Origin of the sequence: Niastella sp. OAS944 (genome assembly GCA_024809215.1) — a bacterium.
GTDB lineage: Bacteria > Bacteroidota > Bacteroidia > Chitinophagales > Chitinophagaceae > Niastella.
Genome location: JANUBW010000012.1, coordinates 219,479 through 241,897 on the forward strand (window position 1 = coordinate 219,479; position 22,419 = coordinate 241,897).

The following is a 22,419-nucleotide window of genomic DNA, read 5'->3' on the forward strand; positions in this document are numbered from 1 at the left end:
TAAAGAAACAGTGTACGGAACGGCCATACATAGCAGTTTAAGACGATTGGACGAAAAATTGAGACAAATGGAATAAAACAGGATCGTTATCGCTTTTTGACGGATGACTGACGTACTACAAGTTCAGTACGTAAAGTAAGGTTGCTGGCCTGCTCAATTGTACCAACCCCGTTCAGCTGATTGATCAATGTACGGGCCGCAGCCGCTCCCATTTCTTTTCCCGGGTAATTGATGGTGGTAAGCGATGGCCTGATGAAAGTGCCTATAGGATCATTATTAAAGCCAACTACGGCTATGTCCTGCGGCACTTTGACCTTATTTTCCAAAAATGTGCGAATGCATACGGCAGCAGTAAAATCATTATTGATGAATACCCCGTCGGGCAAAGGTTTCATCTGCATTATTTTTTTGGCGGCTTCTATACTATCTTCTTCGGTAACAGGGGCCACCACTACCATACGTTCATTAAAAGCTATTTTGTTTTCAGCGAGCGCATCGCGAAAACCTTTATAACGAAGTGCATTTACCGGTGTTTTCAGATTGGACGTAATGTGAGCAATACGACGGCACCCCTGCTCTATCAGGTGTTTCGCGGCCATATGACCGCAGGCCCTGTTATCAATACCAACGGAAGTGATGCCCGACTGTTGATGCAAACTGTCGATCAACACCACCGGTATGGATTTATCAACAAATACATTAAAATGATCGAGATTTTTGGCCCCGGAGGACAACCAGGTAATCACCCCATCTATGCGCCTGTTAAAGAGATTACGGGCATTTGCCGCTTCTTTTTCCACATCATCCAACGAATCGATAATAACAACCCCATAACCGGCTTCATTAGCCACCTTTTCGACACCAGATAGCAGGGAGGTCATAAACGCACTGTTCAGCTCCTGCACCATAACCCCAATGGTCATCGTTCTTTGTTGCCGAAGGTTACGGGCAAACAAATTAGAGCGATAACCCATTTGCTCGGCCACATCAAAGATCTTTTTCTTTGTCTTTTTATTGATGGCGGGGTGATCCTGCAAAGCCCGGCTAACTGTTGACGCAGACAGTTTTACCTTTTTTGCAATATCATAAATGGTGATTTCCTTCTGACTATCCATACTGTGAGCAACTGGGTTATATGAAAATATAAATAAAAATACAACAATAGTAGTTATAATAATGTCTCCCGCGATGCCATTCATAAAACAAACCCGCTTTTGAAATTAATTTCGCATTTTTTATGCAATCGATTGCATGTTTACAAACTTATCCTTAATTTAGGATTCAGCTGAAACAGATTGCATCACTGCTGTAACCCGCCACTCGTTATAACCTTCCCGGCCTCTCACCCTCTTATTTGGTATGACCACGTGCAGATAAACACCCGTTGCCGGGTGAAAGGGAAATGTATTATCTGTTTTTACCAATAATTATCAACCATTAAAATTAGACTATCAATGAAAAAAGATCTGACGATTTTTCTTGCCATTTTTGTATTGCTGACCGGTTGTTCCAAAAAGAATACATCCGGAACAAACGATAACACCGCCGGCGTTCTGGCCCGCGAGGAAGCTACAGCCGCTGTGAATGCCGGTACAATTCAGCAAACCATTCAGGGATTTGGTGGTATGAGCCACCCTATCTGGATAGGAGATTTAACAAGTGACCAAAGAACCAAAGCATTTTCTACCACCAGTGGAATTGGGATGAGCATACTTCGCGTTAGTGTACCCGAAAACAGTACCCAGTTTGCTGCCGAAAAACCAACCATCGACGCTGCCAAAAGTTATGGAGCCCGGGTAATTGCAACAGCCTGGAACGCACCAGCCTCCATGATGAATAACCTGTACCTGAAAACAAGTTCCTATGCAGACTACGCTGCACACTTAAGAGCGTATAATACGGCTGTTGGCGGTGTATATGCCATTAGCCCGTGGAACGAACCAAATTATTTGCCATCGGGCTGGATGCATGGTACAGCCACTGAGATCGCCAATTTTGTTGCACAACAAGGCAGCAATTGCGGCGCTCCTATTATGGCCCCGGAGCCGCTTAATATGGACCAAACATTCATAAACACCTATTTGAGCAATGCGACAGCCGCGTCAAAAACGGCGTTTGTATGCGGGCATATTTATGGAAAAACGCCCTATAACCTGGGCAATATTGGGAAATCGGTTTGGATGACGGAACACTACACCAATTCTTCCATCAGCGGCAACGACTGGAACAATGCTATGGCAGCCGCTAAAGAGATCCATGACTGTATGAATGCAGGATGGGCAGCTTATGTGTGGTGGTATATTCGCCGCTTTTATGGCCCTATAGATGAGAATAGTGCTATCACCAAACTGGGATATGTAATGGCCCATTTTGCCCGTTACATTCGCCCGGGTTACAGCAAGATCTCCTGCACAGCCAATCCAACAACGGGAATTTACACCACTGCTTACAAAAGTGGAAACCAAATAGTGATCGTTGCCATCAATACCAATTCAGCCATTACCTATCAGCCATTCAGCATTGGGGGAGCAACCGTTAATAATTTCAACCGGTATGTAACTACAAGCACATCGAACCTGGCCACCAGCAATTTTGCCATTACCAATAACAGCTTTGGCATTAACCTGCCTGCATCCAGTATAACAACGTTGGTTTCATATTGATATTTACGTACAGTCCGTAGACCTCGAAGTATCCCAAGTTAAAAACTGATATATTTGAAATGTAAAAGACCGGCCAACAGACCGGTCTTCGAATTCCAGTCGCCTACTTTTTATACTACCCAGTTTGACAGCAGGAGTATAATATCGTAGGCGATTTTTGTTAACAAACCTAATGTTGTTAACAGCTTCAGTAAGCGCCTGGCCTCCGAAGCATTTAGATGCAGATAAATAACCATAGCACAAGGTTTCAAAAACCTTAGTCCGATTAGATGTAACATTGTTTAATTGAATGTCACCGTAAATTGCATTGGTGCTAACCAAGGAGGTGTGGTTACCATGAAATCCACAACAGTAGTTAATTAGACGTACATTTTTAACCTACGACATGATGATGTTAGCTCAAAGAAATTACGATGAGCAAAATAATCCATAAGGTTAAAATGTTACTTGAAGTGAGGGTCAATGAATGCTTAGAAAAACGCCATTCGCTCCTGGCGTCTCTATTGTTAGAGATACTGAAGGTAGTACAATTAGAAATAATAAAATTATATATTGGTAAATTCCCCAATTTCTTGACCATCCTCAATTTCTGTAAATGAAGAGCAGCTCTATGGTAGCAGACAAAAGTATTGGGGAAATATGTATAGATATGGCGACGGGATCGAGCCGCCTCATTGAAAATGTGCAGGAAGCTTGTTATTAATGATGTGTTTGCGGATGCAATATTTTAAACAGCTCCTTTTGCAGATCTTCGTCAGACAACTTGTTCAATAACTGCGAATCAATTTCATACCATTTCTTTTTATTACCTAATACACCAATTACATAGGTATGTCCGGCCGGCGCCGTTTCGCAGGTTTCGGGATGTTTCTTAGATAGTGTCACCACTACATCTTTATATTTTGACATAATAGTAAGATAACTAAAAAAATTGATAGTCCCCGGTTTTACTTAACGAATCCGTACACCAGGTTGTTCGCTTTCGTACAGTTATAGCGAATGTTAGTACCGGAAACCTTTGACCCGTAAGGTATTAATGATTGGCACATACGTTGAACCCGATGAAAACTATAAAATAACCTTAAATACAACATATGAAAATTATTACAACCGTTTTGCTGTTGGGTTCGTTGCTGGCAGCAGGCACCGTGCTGGCACAGCAAACAGAAACCAGGAAAGTTACTGACTTTACTAAACTTGACATTGGCGGCAGTTTTGACGCTGTACTTCGGCAGGGCAACGAAACATCGGTAAAAATTATTACGGAGAATATCGATACCAAAAAAATTCTTACCGAAACAAACGGCAACACATTGAGGGTCTCGCTTGAAAAAGGTTTTTATAAAAACATAAAAATAAAACTTGAGATAACCTATAAAGATCTTGATGCACTTGATAAATCCGGTTCCGGTAACCTCACGTGTGAATCTGATCTTGGTGGCTCCGGCGACTTTGATCTTAGCTTAAGTGGCTCCGGAAATATGACCATAGAAGGGACCGTTAAAGGAACTAATATATCTATCGCAAGAAGCGGCAGCGGCAATATAAAACTTGCCCGTTTGCAGTCAGACCGTTCAAATATGCATTTTTCGGGTTCCGGTAATTTTGAGGTCAGCGACGGTGCCGCTAAAACACAAACCATCCGCCTGAGTGGTTCTGGTAACGTAAGTGCCTATGGATTGAAAACTGAAACCTGCGCCGCTACCGTATCTGGCTCAGGCGATATTGAAGTAAGCGTAAGCAATTCGATCGAAGCTTTCATAAGCGGCTCCGGCAATATAGAATACCGTGGCAATGCCCAGGTTACCAAATTAGAAGTGCACGGCTCGGGCAGGATCAGCAAAAAGAGTTAATGGTCAATTACTTTTTTTTCGAAAATATCAATTTGCTCTCCGATAACTTCGGGGAGCTTTTTTGTTATAGGGGGAAGAATGTTGCGTATATTCGAAATTTTTTGGGTAACAATATTATCGACAGACTCTATGATAGAAATTAACAACAAGGAAGACATTATTATCCCATTTGACAGAATTGGAAACCCCGGTTGGGAGATCAATACAAGAAAAATACTTGAATCTATTGCAGACAACTTCGGGGACAGCCTTAGATCCCCAATTCCGGCAAACGAAATTTCTGTACTTGAAAAAAAGCTGGGTACAACCTTGCCCGACAATTTAAAATTGTTTTACCAAACCTTTGGCATTGCAGACATCGGCGAACAATTGCAAGACCTAAAAGAAATTGGGTGGATTAAAGATATTTGGGCAGACCAACCACAATATGGACCCGACTTTACAGAAGATGACAAAAAACATCTGCCATTTTTAATTTCGTTTAGCGACTATCTGGGAAACGGAAATATGTTCTGCTTTCATAGTGAAACAAAACAAATTTATTATTACGACCACGACACCCGGCCTTATTTAATCAAAATGTTTGACTCCGTTGACGATTATTTAAAAGGCTGTTTAATTTTTGCCCAAATGGACCTTGGTACCGATGATAACATTGAATACTGGACAGAAGAAATAGTTTCTGAAATTGTTGGTGCCCACATTGTGAAGAAGTGGCGATATTGATAAACCCGCCCAATCCCCAAATTAATTCAATACTATGAACACACAGATCCAGGAAATATGGACAGACTTATACCAGGAGCTGAAAAAATTTATTTTAAGCAAGGTTAAGGACATTAACGCTACCGAAGATATTCTTCAGGACGTCTTCGTGAAATTTCAACTTAATATCCACACGCTTACAGACTGCACTAAACTTACAGCCTGGGTTTATCAAATAACAAGAAACACAATTGCAGATCATTACCGTAAAACAAATTTAGATGTTAAGATTGACGGTTTTGATCTGGCAGAACAACATATCGAAGAGCCATTATATCATTCTTTAAGCAATTGTATTAATCAGAAAATAAATATGTTACCTGACAAATACCAGCAGGCAATACTACTTACATATTTAAACGATTATTCTCAACTTGAATTAGCAGAAAAGCTAAATATATCTTATTCAGGAGCGAAAACAAGGGTACAACGAGGCAGAGAAAAGTTGAAAGACCTTATCTTAGATTGTCCGAATGTTGAAACAGACAATAAAGGAAATCTTATTGCATATGAGCCGCCCAAAAAATAAAATGCGTCTTTTTTGACTTCGCCGCGTCCATAGAGATAAATATTTAACAAACTAAAAAACATGTATGGACAATTCTAAAAAAGTTGAAGTGCAGATCCTTAATGCCTTTGTTGATAATAATAAGGGCGGAAATCCGGCAGGGGTTGTTTTAAACGCAGATGATCTTACCAATGAACAGAAACTAAAAATTGCATCAAAAATAGGATTATCAGAAACCGCGTTTGTTTCAAAATCAGAAATTGCCGCCTTTAAACTTGATTTTTTTACGCCTACCCGCCAAATTGCACATTGCGGACATGCCACAATAGCAACATTTTCATATTTATCCCAGTCGGGGTTAATTAATAACCCGCGTTCTTCGAAACAAACGATTGACGGAATAAGAGAAATTTTATTACAGGGAGAGCTGGCGTTTATGGAGCAAAAAGCACCCATATACGGGAATACCAACAAACAGGAAGAACAAATTCTACAATCATTGGGGCTAACCAAAAATGACATTTTAAAAGATGCGCCAATTTTACTGGTCAATACAGGAAATTCATTTGTAATAGTTCCTGTTAAAAGTGCGAAGATCTTACAAAATATCAAACCAGACTATGCCTTAATATCGCAAATAAGCGACGAATTGGATTTGATAGGCTTTTATGTTTTTTGTACTGAAGCCAGTAGCCCTGCAAGAGAAGCTTCTACAAGAATGTTTGCACCGAGATATGGAATAGAAGAAGAAGCTGCTACAGGTATGGCAGCGGGGCCACTTGCCTGTTACCTTTATGACATACTTGGAATAAAAAAAGACCGGATGCTAATTGAACAGGGATGGTTTATGGGGCAACCATCTCCAAGTTTAATTATTGTAGACTTATTACTGAACAACGGAAAAATTACAAAGATCATGGCAGGCGGGAAAGGAATATTAATGACATCATTGTCAGTAGAGATCGCCTGACCGAAAAAATAAATCACTTGTATCCACTATTATCGAATCACATAGCACGATACGTAACGGTTAGCGAGCAGGACCTGCAATCCTTTTTCGCGGCCCTGAAAAAAGTAAATTTACGCAGGAATCAATACCTGCTACAGGAGGGAACGGTTTGCAGGCACGATCATTTTGTTATAAAAGGAGGTGTTCGGCAATATGAAGTTGACGACAAAGGACGGGAAAAGATCCTGCATTTTGGTTTTGAAGACTGGTGGATAACTGACAGATATAGCTGGTTAACCGGCTCTCCTTCCATTTATAATATTCAGGCGTTGGAGCCCACTGAGGTACTTCAAATTGAAAAAGATACCCTTGAACAATTATTTTTTTCAATTCCCCACCTTGAAAGGTATTTCCATATCGTATTACAACACGCTTTTGCCTACTGGCAGGGTCGCATACTTGTTTTACAAAAATCCGCCACTGAAAGGTATGCGCATTTCCGGAATCTATATGGACACCTTGAAAACCGGTTATCGCAGCAACACATTGCATCGTATTTAGGCATTACACGGGAGAGCCTAAGCAGGCTAAGGAACCAGGCAGCACAACCCGGCAGTTAAGCATGTGATATTTGTCACAATAATTTATTACCAAATCTCACAATATTGTCGATAGCGCTACCCTCAACTTTGTATAAAATTATTAATGATGTACAAAGATCTGATCAATTCCATCATTGCTACCGATGGCAATCTAACAGGTTTTATTTTACGGATCACGCTTGGCATTGTTCTTTTTCCGCATGCAGTTCAAAAATTGTTCGGCTGGTTTAACGGCCCCGGATTATCGGGCGAAATGAATTTTATGACAACACAGGCAGGTTTATCTGTATTCACTGCGGTTATTGCCATTACGATTGAATGCGCAGGAACTTTTATGTTGCTAACAGGTACGGCTACAAGAATTGCAGCAGTTGGCATTTTCGGTTTATTTGTTGGCATGATAGCCACCTGGCATTACAAGCATGGATTTTTTATGAACTGGTTCGGCAAACTTACTTCAGGCAAAGAGGGTTTTGAATACCATTTACTGGTGCTCGGCTTATGCATAGCCATTTTTACAGAAGGGGGAGGCCGTTACTCGATTGACAAATGGCTGACAGGGATGATAAAATAAACTTGCCATAGCCAAGTTTCTAAATGAATGATGGCGACTGAGGGATCCGGCAAAGCAATTCGTCCATTGCCTCAGTTGCCTTTTCTAATACAATACTGCCATCCGGTTCTACCACATGTATAGGGCGGATATTAAAATCATTTAAACGGATATCCATCCTATTAAGAAGTTTACGTCTTTTTTGTTTTACCAGCTCCTGCAAATTACGTCGCTCGCTACCCGACAATTCATATTTTGATCGTTGCGCCAATCCATTACCACGTGGAATAAAAGGCAAAAAGCTCACTCGTTTTATTCCATTGTCAATACAAAATTGTACCGTCCAATCCACAACAGCCAGTTCGCCAGATACAATTGTTGTTTGCATAGAAGTGGAAATACCAGCCGCCATCAACCGGCGTATATTCGCTACGGTTTTATCAAAAGCATCGCACCCAACCACTTCATTATGATGCGCCTTGGGTCCATGAAGGCTTACCTTTACCTGGGTTTTGGTTGTAAACAGCGCCCGAACCAAACGATCTGAAAGTGCAATTCCGTTGGTGGTAAGTTTCGATTTCCGGTGTTGTGCATGAACGTATTCAATTAATTCATGAAGCTGGTGATGGATCGTTGGCTCTCCGCCGCAAAAATGAATGGTCTTTACGTCATTTGCAAAAAGCCAGTTTATCCGCTCCCGCAACACAGCAACTGCCGGATGCACCCCGCCATCGGGCGGCGCCAGGCAAAAGCCACACCGCGCATTACAAAAGCGCGTAACACGAAAGCAGATCATGGAAGGCAGGTTTATCCCTTTGCTCATAAGTAGAAATGTTTTAATGGGTAATACAACGAAGATTATACGCCAGCCAATTAGCCACGGTTAAAGGGCCCCGTTTCATTAGCGCCGAATTCCAATCCTTGGTATGGCCAGGCGGTGAAAGCCTATGCACCTTTGCACCGGTAAGAAATTTTCTGTAGAAACCCACTTCCGCCTCTCCGGGCTTATTAGCGTCGAAAGCCAGCAGCACCAGCTTCTCCTTACAAACTTCCGGAAGCCAGGGTGCTAAACGTCCCACAGTAGCTAACGAACTATATCCACAAACGGCCAGCGATAATGCATCAAACAGTCCTTCAACCAAAATGATCGGTTCGGCATAATAACCATCACGCACACTTAAAATACCGCCTCCCGGCCCAATGGTAAACATCTTATCCTGCCTGCCTGTTTGGCTCAAATAGCGTCCATGAACAGAACAAAGCGCCCCCTCCTGGTTCATCATAGGAACAATTACCGCCGGCCTCCCATTCCAATCGGGATCAAAACGAACACCTGCTTCATGTGCAATATCAATGGGAATACATCTTTTTTCAACATACAGCTGGGCAGGCGTACCTGCTAACGGCAAACTACGTTCGAGGCGATCTTGCGCAGCCTCGCCGGTAACGGGCATTATAAGCGGATCTGCTCTTCGCTCATACTTCATAGATAACTTATATCTATGCAGCTTTTTCATATTTTGAAGTTGAGCCCCATTTCATTTTTCATAGTCAGCAATGCCTCCGCATTCCCCTTTGCATCATCTACCGGGTGGTGAGAATGCTTTGTTTTTCGTAAATGCTTAAAATTCTTAAACAGGTCCTTTTGCAACCCTTTATATAAACTGCCCAGGTTCTGAGAGCTGAAGCCAAATGGATTTCTTCCAATAAAATGATGAAAATACCAGCAGATAAACATCCAATCGAACCCATTATTATCACTGATAAAAATAGGCCGGTCTTTACTATTGGTTGTAATCCATGCCTCGAATTCAGTCATTACAACCTGCGGCTCATCAAATGTCAATACATCTTCCCTTGAATGCCCCGATACGGCCAGGGCATCGGGTAAATATTGGTGAGATATAGGTTTAAGCCTGCCATAAAAGGTCTTATCCAGCTGCTCATCTACAATAACGGCCCCAAATGAAACCATCGAATAATCGCCGGGAATTGGCCCATCGCTTTCAATATCAACCATAATTAATGACATACACCTGCTTATTATTTTACATTCCAGTCAATTACAATTCTATTCAAAATAAGCAAAAAACGGCATGCATACACGATCTGTGTATTGAAAAAGATCGCAATTTTCGGATTCTTCGGGTTCTACGTTAAAGCTAATTTTACCACTCATTACATTATTATGGAAAATATAGAAACGCGATTATCAACTAAGAACTGGCAGGCAATCACAAAGGAGTTACATGATAAAGGTTTTGTTATTGTTAGAAATGTTCTGAACGAAAAGGAATGCAATGCGTTGATCGCAGAATATGACGCAGACGATACTTACCGTAAAACGATCACCATGGAGCGATATCGTTTCGGCAAGGGCGAGTATAAATATTTTCAGTACCCATTGCCGGAATTGATCACAACAATGCGGGAAAAAGTATATGCAGAAATAGCGCCGGTTGCCAATCAGTGGATGCAGGAGTTGAATATTGGTAAGAAATTCCCCGATACACATCAGGCAATGAAGAAATTGTGCTGGGAACACGGACAGGAAAAACCTACAGTGCTTATTTTAAAATATGGCGAAGGCGGTTTTAATACGTTGCATCAGGACCTTTATGGTGATATTTACTTTCCCATGCAAATGGTTTTTATGCTTGACCAGGTTGACAAGGATTATACCGGTGGTGAATTTGTAATAACAGAACAAATACCCCGCGCTCAATCCAAAGCAAATGTATTAAAACCCAATCGTGGCGATATGATCATCTTTACAACTAATTTCCGCCCGGTGAAAGGAACCCACGGCTATTACCGCGTAAATATGAAACATGGCGTTAGTCCACTCCACAATGGCAACAGGCATAGCCTCGGAATTATATTTCATGATGGGCTTAGTTAAACCAACCCAAACAGATAAAAAAGGCCGGGCTTAGTCCGGCCTTTTTTTTAGATCGTTATAGCAATTGACATTTATCATGTTTCTCGTTCAGATAACGACTTGTCCTTAACTTGCCGCTCATTCCTTCACCCTATTGAACAAAATCCTACCCGTTACTATTCCCTCAGCTAAAAAACACTTATATGTACACTAAACACCAAGCCCTGCCCCCGCGCAGGCGACTGCCAAAACTGGTTGCTGCTTTTATTATGATTGCTTTGTTATTGCCCGCTATCGGAGCGTTTTCGCAAACACCTCCACAACAAATTTATGTAGGCGTTAACTTTATCAAAACGCATCCGGGCAAGCAGGAGCAATACCGGCAACTGGTTGAGAAATACGGTAAAAAGGTGAATGAATATTTATTTAAAAACCAAAACCTGTTGGGCTGGTATTGGTACCAGGTTTTATTGCCTACAGGTTCCTCTGCTGATTTTGATTATGCAGCAGTAAATATCACCGGTAGCCTGGCTTCTTTGCTCGATTTCCCCATGTCTACCAAAGACGTGTATAAGAAAGTATTTCCTGAAATGACCGATAAAATGATCAGCGATGTACAGGCGCAATTTGATGAATGCCGCCATATTGTACGGCGCGAAATTTACACACCCGTACAAGGCGCTCATACAGACGAAGCGCCCAATGCCCCGCCCAGCAAATACATGGAAGTAGATCTAATGCACCCTGCCGCTGGTAAAACAGAAGATTACATAAAAATGGAGAAAGAAACAATTTTACCGCTTCATAAAGAAAGAATGAACATGGGCATACTGAAAGGCTGGGGTTTATACGAAAAAATATTGCCGGTTGATACCAAAATGGAATATGAATATGTAACCGTAAATTTCTACGACGACCTTAACAAATTAGGCAATGGCTATGTTGAATCGGTTAAAAAAGTATTCCCTCAAAAAGATATTAATGCTATATCTAACGAAATTGAAACCAACCGAACTATGAAGCAAAGCAGCATATGGAAGCTGGCGGGTTATGTGGATGCATCGAATACGAAAAAATAATCATCATCTGAAAAACAAAATCAAGCCCGGAAGAAGAATCTTCCAGGCTTTTTTATTGACAATTAAACAAACTGAAAAATTATTCGCTTCTTAAGCTCCTTACCGGGTTAGCCACAGCCGCTTTTATGGCATGCGAACTAATGGTAAGTAATGCAAATGCAACTGCCGTTAAACCCGCACCAACAAATGCCCAGGCATTTACATTTATCCGGTAGCTGAACGACATCAGCCATTTATTCATTAGAAACCACGCTACTGGCGAGGCAATCGAAATAGAAATGATCACCAGTTTTAGAAAATCGCCCGTTAATAATCTCGTGATCCCGGGCACACTTGCGCCCAATACTTTCCGAATGCCTATTTCTTTTTTCCTTTGTTCTGCTATAAATGCAGCTAAGCCAAACAACCCCAAACAGGCTATAAATATGGCCAACATCGAAAACACGGTAACCGTTTTTGCCGTATGCTGCTCAGAGGTATATAAATTCTGTACATGACTATCCAAAAACTCATAGTCAAAACTTGAATACGGCATATCGGCCTTAAACACATCCTGTACCTGTTGAAGAAAGCGGGTAAGCTCCTGAGCATTGTACCTGATCAATAAGGTTCGCTTCGGCTCTGGTGCTTTATTCATTGCATAATAAACATAGCCACCTACTTCATTTTTGAGCGACTGATAATTAAAATCTTTAACCACACCGGTAACAATGGCTTTATCAAGCATTTCGGTACCAATGTATTTTCCAACGGCATCCTGCGGCGATCTATATCCCAGATATTTAAGTACCGCTTCATTGATCAAGGCATAACAATTGGTATCGCTGGCAGCAAGGGCTGGCGGCAATGAACTACCCGCCAGTAACTTTAGCTTCAGGGTATTTACTATTGCCCCATCTGTACTGCAGGTTTTTACCGGCATGCCCTCCTTATCTGTTGACAATCTTCTTATACTTCTGCCGCTTTCAATATCGCCCGGAATGGATTGAACAGCCGATATACTTTCAACACCGGCTATCCTATACAGATCATTCGTAAGCGTAGCAACCTGCTTTTCATTTTTTGCTGCTTTTATACTAACAGCCACAACCCCCTTAGGATTATACCCTAAGTTTTTATTCCTGATATAGTTGATCTGCTGAAGAATAACAATAACAGAAATAATGAGGATAATGGAAGATGCAAACTGAAATATCACCAACGACCGGCGAATAAAATCGGCTATGGAATGTTTTATCTTAAGCTTGTTCATTAAAACAAGCGGCGAAATGCGCGCCATGGAAAAAGCCGGGTAACTGCCTGCAAGAATGGTTACAACAAGCCATGTAGCCAGTAAGCTTACTATAATAGGTGTGGCAAACAATGCCGAAGTATTGACTATAATACCGGTAACGTTTTGGAAAACCGGTAAAGCTGCAAAGGCCAGTACATAGCCAATAACAATGGCAATAAATGTAAGTAAACCGGTTTCAGTGTAAAGTAGTACCAGCAAACGCCCCTTATCGGCACCCAAAACTTTATTAACGCCTATTTCCTTTGCACGCTTTTGTGAACGCGCAGTAGCCAGGTTCATATAATTAATACAGGCAATGATCAATACCAGCAACGATAAAAACAGTAATGCTTTTACGGTGGTGATGTTGCCCATTCTGCCGGAATAACCTGCACGTATATCTGCGGAATAAAGGTGAATATCAGAAAGTGGTTGAAATATGAACCTATCGAAATATTTATCTTCCTTTTTTACGTTTTTATCAATCAGCGCTGTGGCCTGGGCCTGTACCTGCATTATATTAGCACCCGGCTGAAGCTGACAATAGGTTTCATAGCTGGCATTACTCCAATAAACATATTTACCGGCCCATGAATCCATAATGTTATAGATCATGTCGCAATCAATGGTGCTGTTAGCCGGCAGATCGGCATACACACCCGAAACATACAGCGTGTCGCGGTTATTTACATAGATGATCTTTCCGAATGCCGGTCCTTTACCGTACAATCTTTCCTTTGCCGACTGTGAAAGAACTATTGACTTAGGTTGCTCAAATGCCGATTGTGCGCTGCCCTCTGTGAATTTGATATCAAATAGATTGAACACCGTTGAGTCGGCCATGTACAACCCTTGTTCGGTGAAATTTTTATCGTCGGTTTTCAGTGAGACCCTGGCGCCAAAATCATGTTTAATAAGCCTGGTCATGGACTTTACCTGCGGAATGCTTTGAACAATAGCCGGACCTACCGAGTTGGGTAACTGTGCCCATACCTGGTAATTGTATTGCTCAGTGGTTTGCATGTTAACACGGTAAATATGTTTTGAGTTTTTATACATGCGATCAAAACTCAGCTCGTACGAAATGCAGGCAAACAGGGTTATACATACGCACATTCCAATACCAAGCCCGGCAATATTTAGTGAAGTGAATAGCTTATTGGCGGCCATATTACGCCAGGCTATTTTCAGATAATTTTTTATCATTACTTCATTAGTTATTGGTTACGGGCTAACTGGCAAGGACCGTTCCTTTTCATAAATAACTGCCACTCATTTCGTTATTAATAAGTCAAATTCACCTGTTGTTCGTTTTCGATACATTCAATGTTCATTTTTGGGTAGCTACTCAATGGTAAACACCATCGACATCGGTGATTTCCGCGCTTTTCCATCAGGAAGGGCAGCCGTAATATCATCGACTATAAGCCGTTGGTCTTTTTTCAGGGATTGTATCAGTTTAACCTGGTCAGTAGAAAACTTATCTGTATTACTTACAGCCGATGCTCCCTGCTCATTGTTATTGGTAATTACACTAAGATCAAATGACAACACTTTTATGGGCACCTCAATATCGGCATTTTCAACTGTGATAATAACACCACCCGCCTGCAACAAAGCTTCTTTTGATATACGTCCGCCTTTTATAAGATTGCTGCTTTCCCGCGCCGGCGCCAAAGCAACAACAGGGTCTGGCAGGAACTTTGCTTTCAGCTCCCTTTCACGAACTGTTTTTCCATCTGCCTTTACGGTCACCAGCACTTTTCCGGGTCTGGCTGCTTTAATGATATACTCGCCGTTCTCGCCTTCAATAGTGCCATTGTCTATAGCTACTTTTATTGCACTGGCAGGATAACCTGATACAGAAATATTCACCGGATTTTCAATTCCAATGTATACCACATTGGCTTTTGTAAGCGCAACAGCTGTTACAACCCTGGAGGCATCGGAAGCCGTTTGCCCGTTTACACAGGCTACGCCCAACAACATAAGTGCGGTAACAGGCATCAGTATTAGTAAACGATATTTGCTCACAGGAGCTGCTTTTTGTGCTGACATCATAAGAAAGCGTTTTTTGATTAATGAATGTGTAAAGGTTGAGGTAACAGAAAATAAGCGCGATTCTGTTATATGGTCCAGCAACGATTGCTGGTATTGTACTTTATCGATGCCCGACGCCAACACGCCTTCATCGGCCAGGTATTCATGTACCAATTGTACCGCATTACGCATTAGCCAAACAAACGGATTGAACCAAAGAAGTGCACACATCAACTGCACCAGCAACAGATCTGCCGAATGATACTGGGTGGCATGTACTTTTTCATGCGCCAGCACTTTGTCAAGTTCGTCGGCAGTCAAATACTTTTTATTGAGGAATATCAATCCAAAAAAAGAAAACGAAGCTTTATACCTGTCATTCCATACCAGTTGCAAATTGTTCCACTTTTCTTTTGTTGCCTTTCGATAACATCGGGCAAGGGAATACCCCTCACGCACAATTCGCAATAAAAAAAAGGCGGTTATTGCCAGGTATATATAAAATAATGTGGTCACCATACTCCACCCCTCCCCTGTTTGGGAATTCGCGGGCACCGTCACCTGATGGCCTCTTGTAATTCCTTTTGCATCATCATTTACCGGGCCGTTTAAATTATCTGTAACCGCCGGGGTTGATTGGGTAAGAAGTGATGTGTGAATAGCGAATGGACTAAGCGGCGCCAGCAACGAAACCACCATGGCAATTATAAAATATAACCGGACCGTTTTCACCCGCGTCTTTTTCTCCAACAACGCTTTATAGAATAGCCAGGCAACGCTAACACAGCCGGCTATCTGTAATATATATACCAGGAATGATTGCATGATCACTACTTTTGTTTTTTGATCTCCTGTTCAATCAGTTTCTTTAGTTCTTCCAGTTCACTTATGGGCACGCTTTTTTCCTTTACAAAAAAAGACACCAGTTGATGGAACGAACCATTAAAAAGCCCTTTGTAAGCATCCTTCATTACGTGCTTTGCGTACGCTTTTTTGGTAACAACCGGGTAATACACATAGATGTTCCCATACTTGCGGTGGGCTACATACCCTTTTTTCTCCAACACTTTTATCACGGTGGCTACTGTAGTATAGGCCGGTTTGGGGTTAGGCAGGTTCTCCACAACATCTGCTACAGCGCCTTCATTGATCTCCCATAACACCCGCAATATTTCTTCCTGAGCTTTGGTTATTTCCTCCATCGGTTACTATATTTTAATGTAATCTACTACATTTATAGTAGATCATAAAAATTATTTTACGGCTTTTGAATAAAAAAACCGGGCTGTTCAAAACAGCCCGGCAATATATAATGATACAATTATGTATTCCACCCAATCATCTATCCACCCTAACACTCAATGGGACCGTAGCCCCGCTACCGCCTATATATTTAACATTCACATCTAAAGGCGAGCTGCTTGTAATTGGAAGCGCTGACCCCCAAACATTGGAACCATTTACTTCTTTAATATTAACATCCATTGTTTGCGCTTTTACAATTTTTACATTTATTGAGCCATCCGCATTAACAGGAACAGAAACAAAGCGCGGATTTGATTCGCGGGCATGGGCAGCAGGCAATACGCCGGTTACGGCAAGGGTAATAAGAACAAGACAAACAGCTATCACTGTTAGTACAGCGTGTAAATATTTCATTCGATAAAAGTTTAGGCATTAAATGATAAACAAAAGGTAAAAATAATATCGAACATCTTCAATACCGCAAGTAGATAATAATGTTAAAATTATCGCACCATATATGTTTTTCTCTCCGGCCCCACTCCTGTAATGGTAAGGCTCTTCCAATTTGCCGGCAGGGTTGATTTTACCTGTATAATTCCCCTGGGTGTTATTTCCAATCCGCCAAACCCCATCATCACACTTTGTAATATGCCGCCTGCACCTGTAGCAAAATATGGATTGGTTCCACCCTTTGATTCTGCAATGACCCTGAATGGCGGATTGAGGTTGGGCAGGTAAGCATCTTTAAACCAATGAAAGGCCTTCTCCTTATTACCCAATCTTGCATACAACAAAGTAAAGATGGCCTGGGTCATAGCGGGTGTTCCCTCATCGGGCACCCGCGATTCGTAATACTCAAGATCTTTTTTTACCTGTGCAGCATCTGTTATTTGCTTTAACGGGTAAGCCAGCAAATTCACATCCGCCTGTTTTATGCCTTCTCCTTTGTAGGCTGCATGCTCTTTTGTTACACCATCCTCCATTTTTAATATGGGGATATTACCGGCTACATGCATCCAATCGGCATTAGGTGCTATACCCAGTATCTTCGCCGCTTCTGTAGCTAGTTGAAGATTTACTTTGGCCGCTGCATTGGTGAATGCATTATTATCTACATTCTCGGCCCACTCATCGGCAGCAACAACATTTTTAATATCATATTTCCCCGGGCCATTTCTTTCAACACGACTGGCCCAAAAATCGGCCGTTGCAGAAAGTATGGGCCAGCCTTTTTCGCGCAACCAGGTTTTATCCTGCGTTACACAATAGTAATTCCATGCGGCTATGGCTACACAGGCGGTGATGTGATGTTCAAAAGGCCCGCTCAATGCCCAAACAGGTGTTTCTTCAACACCCGTTTCAGCGCTTTCCCACGGAAACATAGCCCCCTTATATCCTTTGCTGAATGCATTTCGTTTTGCAGCCTCCAGGCGTTGAAACCTGTATTCTACCATACTCTTTGCCATCTCAGGATGCAATACCAATACAGCCGGGTACATCCACAATTCCGTATCCCAAAACACATGTCCGTTATAACCAAGTCCGCTTAGGCCCATTGGTGAAGGTGATAAGGCTGTTCCTTCGCGGGTAAATGAATACAGATGATACAACATGCTGTGGATATCCTGCTGACTTTGTGCATCACCATCAATTTGTATATCGCTTTTCCATAACTCATTCCAGACATTATTGTGAAAATTGATCAGTCGCTCCCTGCCTTCCAGCTTCGCGAAAATGGTGGCCCTTTCTGCTTCATTCAAAGGATCATCGTGATGCGCAGAGGTAATTGATGAACCGGCTATAGTAAAACGATAGGTTTCACCGGCTTTTATCTGCTTGCTGAACTTCATCAGGTGCATGTTATTGTCCCACATTTCGTGAATCACCCTTGGCTCCTGTCCGTGCGGCTCGCTGAATAAAAACGTATTACTGGCACACATCAGCAACTTTCCGGTAGGACTTTTAGCTGAAGATGTCAATAAACTGATAACTACATGCGGTCTGTCAATTTCATTATAGTAGTTCTGTACATCCTTCAACGCATCGGGTGCTTCCATAACACTGGCGCCGGTGATGTTTATATCTTTTTTCGCCGTAATGCTAATGTCCATCAATACCGTATATGGTAAATGGCGTAAAGAATAGTAGGTATAGGAAACAGCTGCTTTACCGGTATAATCAAATTGGGTGGTAAAGCTGGCCCTTTGCATGTCCAGCTCCTGTTGCATATTGGTAACTTCTTTACTACCGATGCGTTTACCATCAACGTCAAGGGACATATTGAGCAGGTTAAAACTTTTCAAAAAGTTGCTCACCCTGCCTCGTCCATACAGATCATATGCGCCTGCCAATACTACATCCTTTACTTTAAAAGGTTCGGGCGAAGAAACAATGCCTATCATGCCATTGGCCACAGTGATACCATAATAGTTAGCGGGATCGACGGTTGAAGCTTTTATTTTCCAGGGATCCTGGGCTAATACAGCATACTGAACAAAACCCAATAACAACAGGCATGACAGGCATTTCATATTTTGTGGGATTGGATCATAAATTAATACATTTTTTTGATTAATCTATTTCCAGATACTTTTAAAGCTTATATATTCCAGCTTTTTAATGACAGCGTTATCCGTTGACTGTAGACGTATTTTGCTATAAGGTTTATTGGGAAAGAAAATTTCCGTCATTACCGTTGATCCGTCATCGGCAAATAATTCCACAGAACTTACATCTATCACTAATGAAAGATCCATTTTTCCCTTGTCACTAAAACGTGGAGCAATATGCCGCGAAGCAAAATCTTTTTGAAAGTCAGATCTACCCGATCTGCTGCGATCAATAAAATACTGATTCTGCTTTTTATCATAACCTATCACTACCTCCTCACCGGCATCGTTAGCTATTGCCAATGAAAGATCTTTTACCTCAACCAGCGCCAGGTTAAGCCTGCAGGGGAACGTGATCTTTCCCGTTTTTGAAGCAAGATCAACAGGCCTGGTCACATTGACATTTTGCACAACAATGGGCTTTGACTGAATGGCCGAAAGTTCCGGCACCGGCTGTGAGGCTATAATAATTTTATCTCCGGCATGCTTTAGTTTCAGGTCCCTTGGTATGGTCATGGCATTGCGCCATGTTTTTGTGGGAACCACGTTTGCATATTGCCAGTTGCTCATCCACCCTAAAAATATTTTCCGGTTGCCTGTATTTGCCCAGGTGATCCCTGCATACTCATCAGGGCCGTAGTCTAACCATCGCGTATCGGCATGCGAAGCAGTAAAGGTTTTACCATCAAAATTGCCCAGGAAATATTGTGTTGCAGATCCGCCATTGGGGCCGCCCGGGTTCAGGTTTACGATGAGCACCCACACTTTTTTACCGTTATCATCGAGCGTAAACAGATCGGGGCACTCCCACACACCGCCATGCGCACCGGCCTCCTTTCCAAACTCACTTTCCTTAACCCAACCCTTAAGGTCTTTTGATGAATAAAAAGTTATATGATCGAGCGTAGCCAGGGTCATGATCCATTTCTTTCCATCTTCATACCAACTCACTTTTGGATCGCGAAAGTCGCGGATCCCCGGATTTTTTAAAACAGGATTACCGGCATACTTCGTCCATGTTTTTCCCTCATCCAAACTATAAGCGATACTTTGATTTTGAAACACATCGCTGCCATTCTTCTCCCCTTTTGGGTCATGATGGGTAAATATGGCTACCATGGGCACTTTACCATCTTTGCCAAAACCAGATGTGTTGTTAACATCCACCACAGCACTACCCGAAAAAATATACCCCAAACTATCGGGATATAATGCTATGGGCTCGTGTTGCCAATGGACCAGGTCCCTGCTGGTGGCATGGGCCCAGTGCATGGGCCCCCACACTGTACTATCGGGATAATGCTGGTAAAACAAGTGATACACGCCGTTATGATACACCATACCATTGGGATCGTTCATCCATTTTTCTTTGGGCGAAAAATGAACCTGCGGACGATACATTTCTCTATACAATGGTTGCGCGTTTGATGTTTGCACCAAAACAGCTGAGATAAAGATGGCTGTTACAAAAAACGATCTTTTTTTATTCATATAGCAAGCTTTATTCCTCTTTTAGACCTAACGCAAGACCTGTAAGGTCCGCCATTTGAGTTAGCCTTAACAGTTGGTATACGCGGTCCTGACAGGTCTGCTATTTTAATATAAGACCTGTCAGGTCCAAGACATCATACCAAATGTGCAAGACCCGATGATGGACCTTACAGGTCTGTACTTTATTCCCTTTAATACCCGGGATTTTGTTTATACAGACCTTTGGTGAACGTAATTTCTGATTGTGGAATGGGTAAATATTCATCTCGTCCTGCTGTAAATACAGCGGTTGCTAAAAATGTTCTCCGGCTTTTTTCAACGCTTATATAGTCATTTAAAACCTGGGCGGCAATTCCCCATCTTACCAGATCAAAGAACCGTTGCCCTTCGGTTGCAAATTCAAGACGTCGCTCCCACTGCAATGCAGTACGTGCATACCCCTGCGTAAAACCTACAGCAGAATAAGGTTGAATATTATAATTTGAAGCAAACGTTCCATCCACCTTTTTCAGTTTGCCGGTACTGGCAGCGGCACGGGTCCTTATTTGATTGATCAACGGCAGGGCCTTATCTGGCTGCCCCAACTCGATGTAGGCTTCTGCCTGTATCAGCAACACTTCATCGTACCGCAGAATATCGTAATTTTTTGCAACACCCATGAATGGGCCGTTTTTGAAATAAGACGAACTGGTTGCCGCCTGTTGATTACGCATGGTATGAAAATTACCATATACACCGGCATCGCGTACCCAGCTATTGCTGAAAAGCTTTGTATTATCATACTTATAAACATGCCCGTCAATACCAACCGTATGATCAATACGTACATCAACAGTTGCCGTATTTAAATTAGCGATGCTGTTATTAAAGGTAGTAAAGTTAGGCAAACCACTTGCATTGGTTGTATAAGCATTTACCAGGTTCTGACTGGCCGCATGAAAACCGCAGCATCCATATTGCGGCGCGCCATGTGGATAGTTCAGTCCATCTTCATAATTCAACCTTCCGGCTGTTGTACCGTCATTGATCGTGAATTGAATGGCAAATACCGATTCTGGTCCGTTCTCAGTCTCAGGCAAAAAATTATTGGCAATATCGGCGCTTAATGAATATTTGCCCGATGAAATAACCGACTGGCACAGATCAACCACTTCCTGTAATCTTGCAGCATTGATATTAATTACCTTATGGGCGGTGTTTTGCTCGTACGCCTGAAACAGCCTTAGTTTTGCCAGGTAAGCCTGTGCTGAAAATTTATTTGGTCTGCCGATCTCTGTTTGGGTTGCAGGTAAGTTATCAACTGCAAACTGAAAATCACTGGCAATCTTATTCCACGATTCTTCCCATGAAAGATCGTTTGATACTTTTAAAATATCATCGGCCGTGGCGCTTTCATCAAAGATGGGAATATTGCCGTATAAGAGTTTCATGGTAAAATAGCTATGCGCTCTTAAAAACTTCAGCTCGGCCAGTCTTGATTTTTTTTGCGGAAATTCGGCATCCGTAAGGTTATTAACTGCACGCAGCGCCACATTAGCCCTGGAAACAGATTTGAATAAATTCTTCCAGGTACGCGAAACAAACGACTCCATCGTTGGTGTTACCAGGTTATAATGTTCCATCGCATCTACTTCGCCTACATCACCTGTACCGCCCCCGCCTTTATAGGCATCATCAGATCGTACACTTCCATAAGCCCACATACTATAAATAGGGCCAATCATATCGCCATTACCTATGGCAGCGTAGGCTGCTGTAACCAATCCCTCAACAGCGGTTGGCGATTTCAGATCGGCAGACGACAATACGCCGGTTGGCACATAATCTAATTGCTTTTTGCAGGAACCGAAAAACAATAAGGCCAGGGCTATACAGGCCGGTATATATTTGTTGTTCATTTTTAAGTTG

21 protein-coding genes are annotated in these 22,419 nt (G+C 42.1%); 9 read left to right on the forward strand and 12 right to left on the reverse strand.

All coding sequences use genetic code 11. From position 1 onward, the window contains the following. Nucleotides 1–86: 86 nt before the first annotated feature. Nucleotides 87–1,115 (reverse strand): LacI family DNA-binding transcriptional regulator, encoded by a 1,029-nt coding sequence (locus GGD38_RS33565; RefSeq protein WP_375302481.1) that lies wholly within the window; start codon nucleotides 1,113–1,115, stop codon nucleotides 87–89. Between the two features lie 339 nt (nucleotides 1,116–1,454). On the opposite strand from GGD38_RS33565, the gene GGD38_RS33570 reads away from it, so the two are divergent. Further along, entirely contained in the window at nucleotides 1,455–2,663 is a 1,209-nt protein-coding gene (locus tag GGD38_RS33570; RefSeq protein WP_375302482.1) for a hypothetical protein, read from the forward strand. Between the two features lie 699 nt (nucleotides 2,664–3,362). Here the strand turns inward: GGD38_RS33570 and GGD38_RS33575 are convergent. Further along, the gene (locus GGD38_RS33575) at nucleotides 3,363–3,572 is read right to left on the reverse strand and encodes a hypothetical protein (RefSeq protein ID WP_375302483.1); all 210 of its coding nucleotides are present in this window, start codon (nucleotides 3,570–3,572) and stop codon (nucleotides 3,363–3,365) included. Nucleotides 3,573–3,757: 185 nt separating this feature from the next. Between GGD38_RS33575 and GGD38_RS33580 the strand changes: the two genes are divergently transcribed. The 6 genes from GGD38_RS33580 (at nucleotide 3,758) to GGD38_RS33605 (ending at nucleotide 7,914) form a co-directional block, all read left to right on the forward strand. Further along, nucleotides 3,758–4,516, forward strand: a complete 759-nt coding sequence (locus tag GGD38_RS33580; RefSeq protein WP_375302484.1) for a head GIN domain-containing protein — start codon at nucleotides 3,758–3,760, stop codon at nucleotides 4,514–4,516. Between the two features lie 129 nt (nucleotides 4,517–4,645). After that, the gene (locus GGD38_RS33585) at nucleotides 4,646–5,242 is read left to right on the forward strand and encodes an SMI1/KNR4 family protein (RefSeq protein ID WP_375302485.1); all 597 of its coding nucleotides are present in this window, start codon (nucleotides 4,646–4,648) and stop codon (nucleotides 5,240–5,242) included. 34 nt (nucleotides 5,243–5,276) lie between these two features. Further along, nucleotides 5,277–5,810 (forward strand): RNA polymerase sigma factor SigZ, encoded by a 534-nt coding sequence (gene sigZ / locus GGD38_RS33590; protein WP_375302486.1) that lies wholly within the window; start codon nucleotides 5,277–5,279, stop codon nucleotides 5,808–5,810. Nucleotides 5,811–5,874: 64 nt separating this feature from the next. Further along, nucleotides 5,875–6,759, forward strand: a complete 885-nt coding sequence (locus tag GGD38_RS33595; RefSeq protein ID WP_375302487.1) for a PhzF family phenazine biosynthesis protein — start codon at nucleotides 5,875–5,877, stop codon at nucleotides 6,757–6,759. A gap of 17 nt (nucleotides 6,760–6,776) precedes the next feature. Then, on the forward strand, nucleotides 6,777–7,358 hold the full coding sequence (locus GGD38_RS33600) for a Crp/Fnr family transcriptional regulator (protein ID WP_375302488.1): 582 nt from the start codon (nucleotides 6,777–6,779) through the stop codon (nucleotides 7,356–7,358). A gap of 85 nt (nucleotides 7,359–7,443) precedes the next feature. Next, nucleotides 7,444–7,914, forward strand: a complete 471-nt coding sequence (locus tag GGD38_RS33605) for a DoxX family protein (RefSeq protein WP_375302489.1) — start codon at nucleotides 7,444–7,446, stop codon at nucleotides 7,912–7,914. Nucleotides 7,915–7,933: 19 nt separating this feature from the next. Here the strand turns inward: GGD38_RS33605 and GGD38_RS33610 are convergent, their stop codons facing one another. The 3 genes from GGD38_RS33610 to GGD38_RS33620 are packed head-to-tail and all read right to left on the reverse strand — an operon-like array spanning nucleotide 7,934 to nucleotide 9,925. Continuing rightward, the gene (locus GGD38_RS33610; RefSeq protein WP_375302490.1) at nucleotides 7,934–8,716 is read right to left on the reverse strand and encodes a radical SAM protein; all 783 of its coding nucleotides are present in this window, start codon (nucleotides 8,714–8,716) and stop codon (nucleotides 7,934–7,936) included. Nucleotides 8,717–8,729: 13 nt separating this feature from the next. Next, complete coding sequence (locus GGD38_RS33615) at nucleotides 8,730–9,410, reverse strand: toprim domain-containing protein (RefSeq protein ID WP_375302491.1); 681 nt, start codon at nucleotides 9,408–9,410, stop codon at nucleotides 8,730–8,732. Beyond that, nucleotides 9,407–9,925, reverse strand: a complete 519-nt coding sequence (locus GGD38_RS33620; protein ID WP_375302492.1) for a 3'-5' exoribonuclease domain-containing protein — start codon at nucleotides 9,923–9,925, stop codon at nucleotides 9,407–9,409. Before GGD38_RS33620 ends, GGD38_RS33615 begins: the two co-directional genes overlap by 4 nt. A gap of 156 nt (nucleotides 9,926–10,081) precedes the next feature. Between GGD38_RS33620 and GGD38_RS33625 the strand changes: the two genes are divergently transcribed. Both GGD38_RS33625 and GGD38_RS33630 read left to right on the forward strand, forming a co-directional pair. Then, on the forward strand, nucleotides 10,082–10,795 hold the full coding sequence (locus GGD38_RS33625; protein ID WP_375302493.1) for a 2OG-Fe(II) oxygenase: 714 nt from the start codon (nucleotides 10,082–10,084) through the stop codon (nucleotides 10,793–10,795). Between the two features lie 182 nt (nucleotides 10,796–10,977). Beyond that, nucleotides 10,978–11,853: a hypothetical protein gene (locus GGD38_RS33630; protein WP_375302494.1), complete on the forward strand. Its 876-nt coding sequence runs from the start codon at nucleotides 10,978–10,980 to the stop codon at nucleotides 11,851–11,853. A gap of 79 nt (nucleotides 11,854–11,932) precedes the next feature. On the opposite strand, the gene GGD38_RS33635 is transcribed toward GGD38_RS33630, so the two are convergent. From GGD38_RS33635 to GGD38_RS33665, 7 genes are all read right to left on the reverse strand, one after another. After that, nucleotides 11,933–14,332 carry an ABC transporter permease gene (locus GGD38_RS33635; protein WP_375302495.1) on the reverse strand — a complete coding sequence of 800 codons (2,400 nt, stop codon included), beginning with the start codon at nucleotides 14,330–14,332 and terminating at the stop codon, nucleotides 11,933–11,935. A gap of 138 nt (nucleotides 14,333–14,470) precedes the next feature. Beyond that, entirely contained in the window at nucleotides 14,471–15,991 is a 1,521-nt protein-coding gene (locus tag GGD38_RS33640) for a M56 family metallopeptidase (RefSeq protein ID WP_375302496.1), read from the reverse strand. Between the two features lie 5 nt (nucleotides 15,992–15,996). Beyond that, nucleotides 15,997–16,368, reverse strand: coding sequence for a BlaI/MecI/CopY family transcriptional regulator (locus tag GGD38_RS33645; protein ID WP_375302497.1), 372 nt, complete (start codon nucleotides 16,366–16,368; stop codon nucleotides 15,997–15,999). Between the two features lie 136 nt (nucleotides 16,369–16,504). Next, the gene (locus GGD38_RS33650; RefSeq protein WP_375302498.1) at nucleotides 16,505–16,825 is read right to left on the reverse strand and encodes a hypothetical protein; all 321 of its coding nucleotides are present in this window, start codon (nucleotides 16,823–16,825) and stop codon (nucleotides 16,505–16,507) included. Nucleotides 16,826–16,914: 89 nt separating this feature from the next. After that, entirely contained in the window at nucleotides 16,915–18,942 is a 2,028-nt protein-coding gene (locus GGD38_RS33655; RefSeq protein ID WP_375302499.1) for a glycoside hydrolase family 65 protein, read from the reverse strand. A gap of 45 nt (nucleotides 18,943–18,987) precedes the next feature. Next, nucleotides 18,988–20,511 carry a glycoside hydrolase family 32 protein gene (locus GGD38_RS33660; protein WP_375302500.1) on the reverse strand — a complete coding sequence of 508 codons (1,524 nt, stop codon included), beginning with the start codon at nucleotides 20,509–20,511 and terminating at the stop codon, nucleotides 18,988–18,990. A 191-nt stretch (nucleotides 20,512–20,702) separates the two neighbouring features. Beyond that, a complete protein-coding gene (locus tag GGD38_RS33665; RefSeq protein WP_375302501.1) occupies nucleotides 20,703–22,409 on the reverse strand; it encodes a RagB/SusD family nutrient uptake outer membrane protein in 1,707 nt (568 codons plus the stop codon). Between the last annotated feature and the right edge of the window lie 10 nt (nucleotides 22,410–22,419).

What these genes read in the sequence shown, in the direction of transcription:
- GGD38_RS33625 (WP_375302493.1), top strand. Translation starts at nt 10,082, where the DNA reads ATGGAAAATATAGAAACGCGATTATCAACTAAGAACTGGCAGGCAATC.
- GGD38_RS33605 (WP_375302489.1), top strand. Translation starts at nt 7,444, where the DNA reads ATGATGTACAAAGATCTGATCAATTCCATCATTGCTACCGATGGCAAT.
- GGD38_RS33655 (WP_375302499.1), bottom strand. Translation starts at nt 18,942, where the DNA reads ATGAAATGCCTGTCATGCCTGTTGTTATTGGGTTTTGTTCAGTATGCT.
- GGD38_RS33595 (WP_375302487.1), top strand. Translation starts at nt 5,875, where the DNA reads ATGGACAATTCTAAAAAAGTTGAAGTGCAGATCCTTAATGCCTTTGTT.
- GGD38_RS33570 (WP_375302482.1), top strand. Translation starts at nt 1,455, where the DNA reads ATGAAAAAAGATCTGACGATTTTTCTTGCCATTTTTGTATTGCTGACC.
- GGD38_RS33565 (WP_375302481.1), bottom strand. Translation starts at nt 1,115, where the DNA reads ATGGATAGTCAGAAGGAAATCACCATTTATGATATTGCAAAAAAGGTA.
- GGD38_RS33615 (WP_375302491.1), bottom strand. Translation starts at nt 9,410, where the DNA reads ATGAAAAAGCTGCATAGATATAAGTTATCTATGAAGTATGAGCGAAGA.
- GGD38_RS33610 (WP_375302490.1), bottom strand. Translation starts at nt 8,716, where the DNA reads ATGAGCAAAGGGATAAACCTGCCTTCCATGATCTGCTTTCGTGTTACG.
- GGD38_RS33640 (WP_375302496.1), bottom strand. Translation starts at nt 15,991, where the DNA reads ATGCAATCATTCCTGGTATATATATTACAGATAGCCGGCTGTGTTAGC.
- GGD38_RS33620 (WP_375302492.1), bottom strand. Translation starts at nt 9,925, where the DNA reads ATGTCATTAATTATGGTTGATATTGAAAGCGATGGGCCAATTCCCGGC.
- GGD38_RS33580 (WP_375302484.1), top strand. Translation starts at nt 3,758, where the DNA reads ATGAAAATTATTACAACCGTTTTGCTGTTGGGTTCGTTGCTGGCAGCA.
- sigZ (WP_375302486.1), top strand. Translation starts at nt 5,277, where the DNA reads ATGAACACACAGATCCAGGAAATATGGACAGACTTATACCAGGAGCTG.
- GGD38_RS33645 (WP_375302497.1), bottom strand. Translation starts at nt 16,368, where the DNA reads ATGGAGGAAATAACCAAAGCTCAGGAAGAAATATTGCGGGTGTTATGG.
- GGD38_RS33630 (WP_375302494.1), top strand. Translation starts at nt 10,978, where the DNA reads ATGTACACTAAACACCAAGCCCTGCCCCCGCGCAGGCGACTGCCAAAA.
- GGD38_RS33650 (WP_375302498.1), bottom strand. Translation starts at nt 16,825, where the DNA reads ATGAAATATTTACACGCTGTACTAACAGTGATAGCTGTTTGTCTTGTT.
- GGD38_RS33585 (WP_375302485.1), top strand. Translation starts at nt 4,646, where the DNA reads ATGATAGAAATTAACAACAAGGAAGACATTATTATCCCATTTGACAGA.
- GGD38_RS33635 (WP_375302495.1), bottom strand. Translation starts at nt 14,332, where the DNA reads ATGATAAAAAATTATCTGAAAATAGCCTGGCGTAATATGGCCGCCAAT.
- GGD38_RS33575 (WP_375302483.1), bottom strand. Translation starts at nt 3,572, where the DNA reads ATGTCAAAATATAAAGATGTAGTGGTGACACTATCTAAGAAACATCCC.
- GGD38_RS33665 (WP_375302501.1), bottom strand. Translation starts at nt 22,409, where the DNA reads ATGAACAACAAATATATACCGGCCTGTATAGCCCTGGCCTTATTGTTT.
- GGD38_RS33660 (WP_375302500.1), bottom strand. Translation starts at nt 20,511, where the DNA reads ATGAATAAAAAAAGATCGTTTTTTGTAACAGCCATCTTTATCTCAGCT.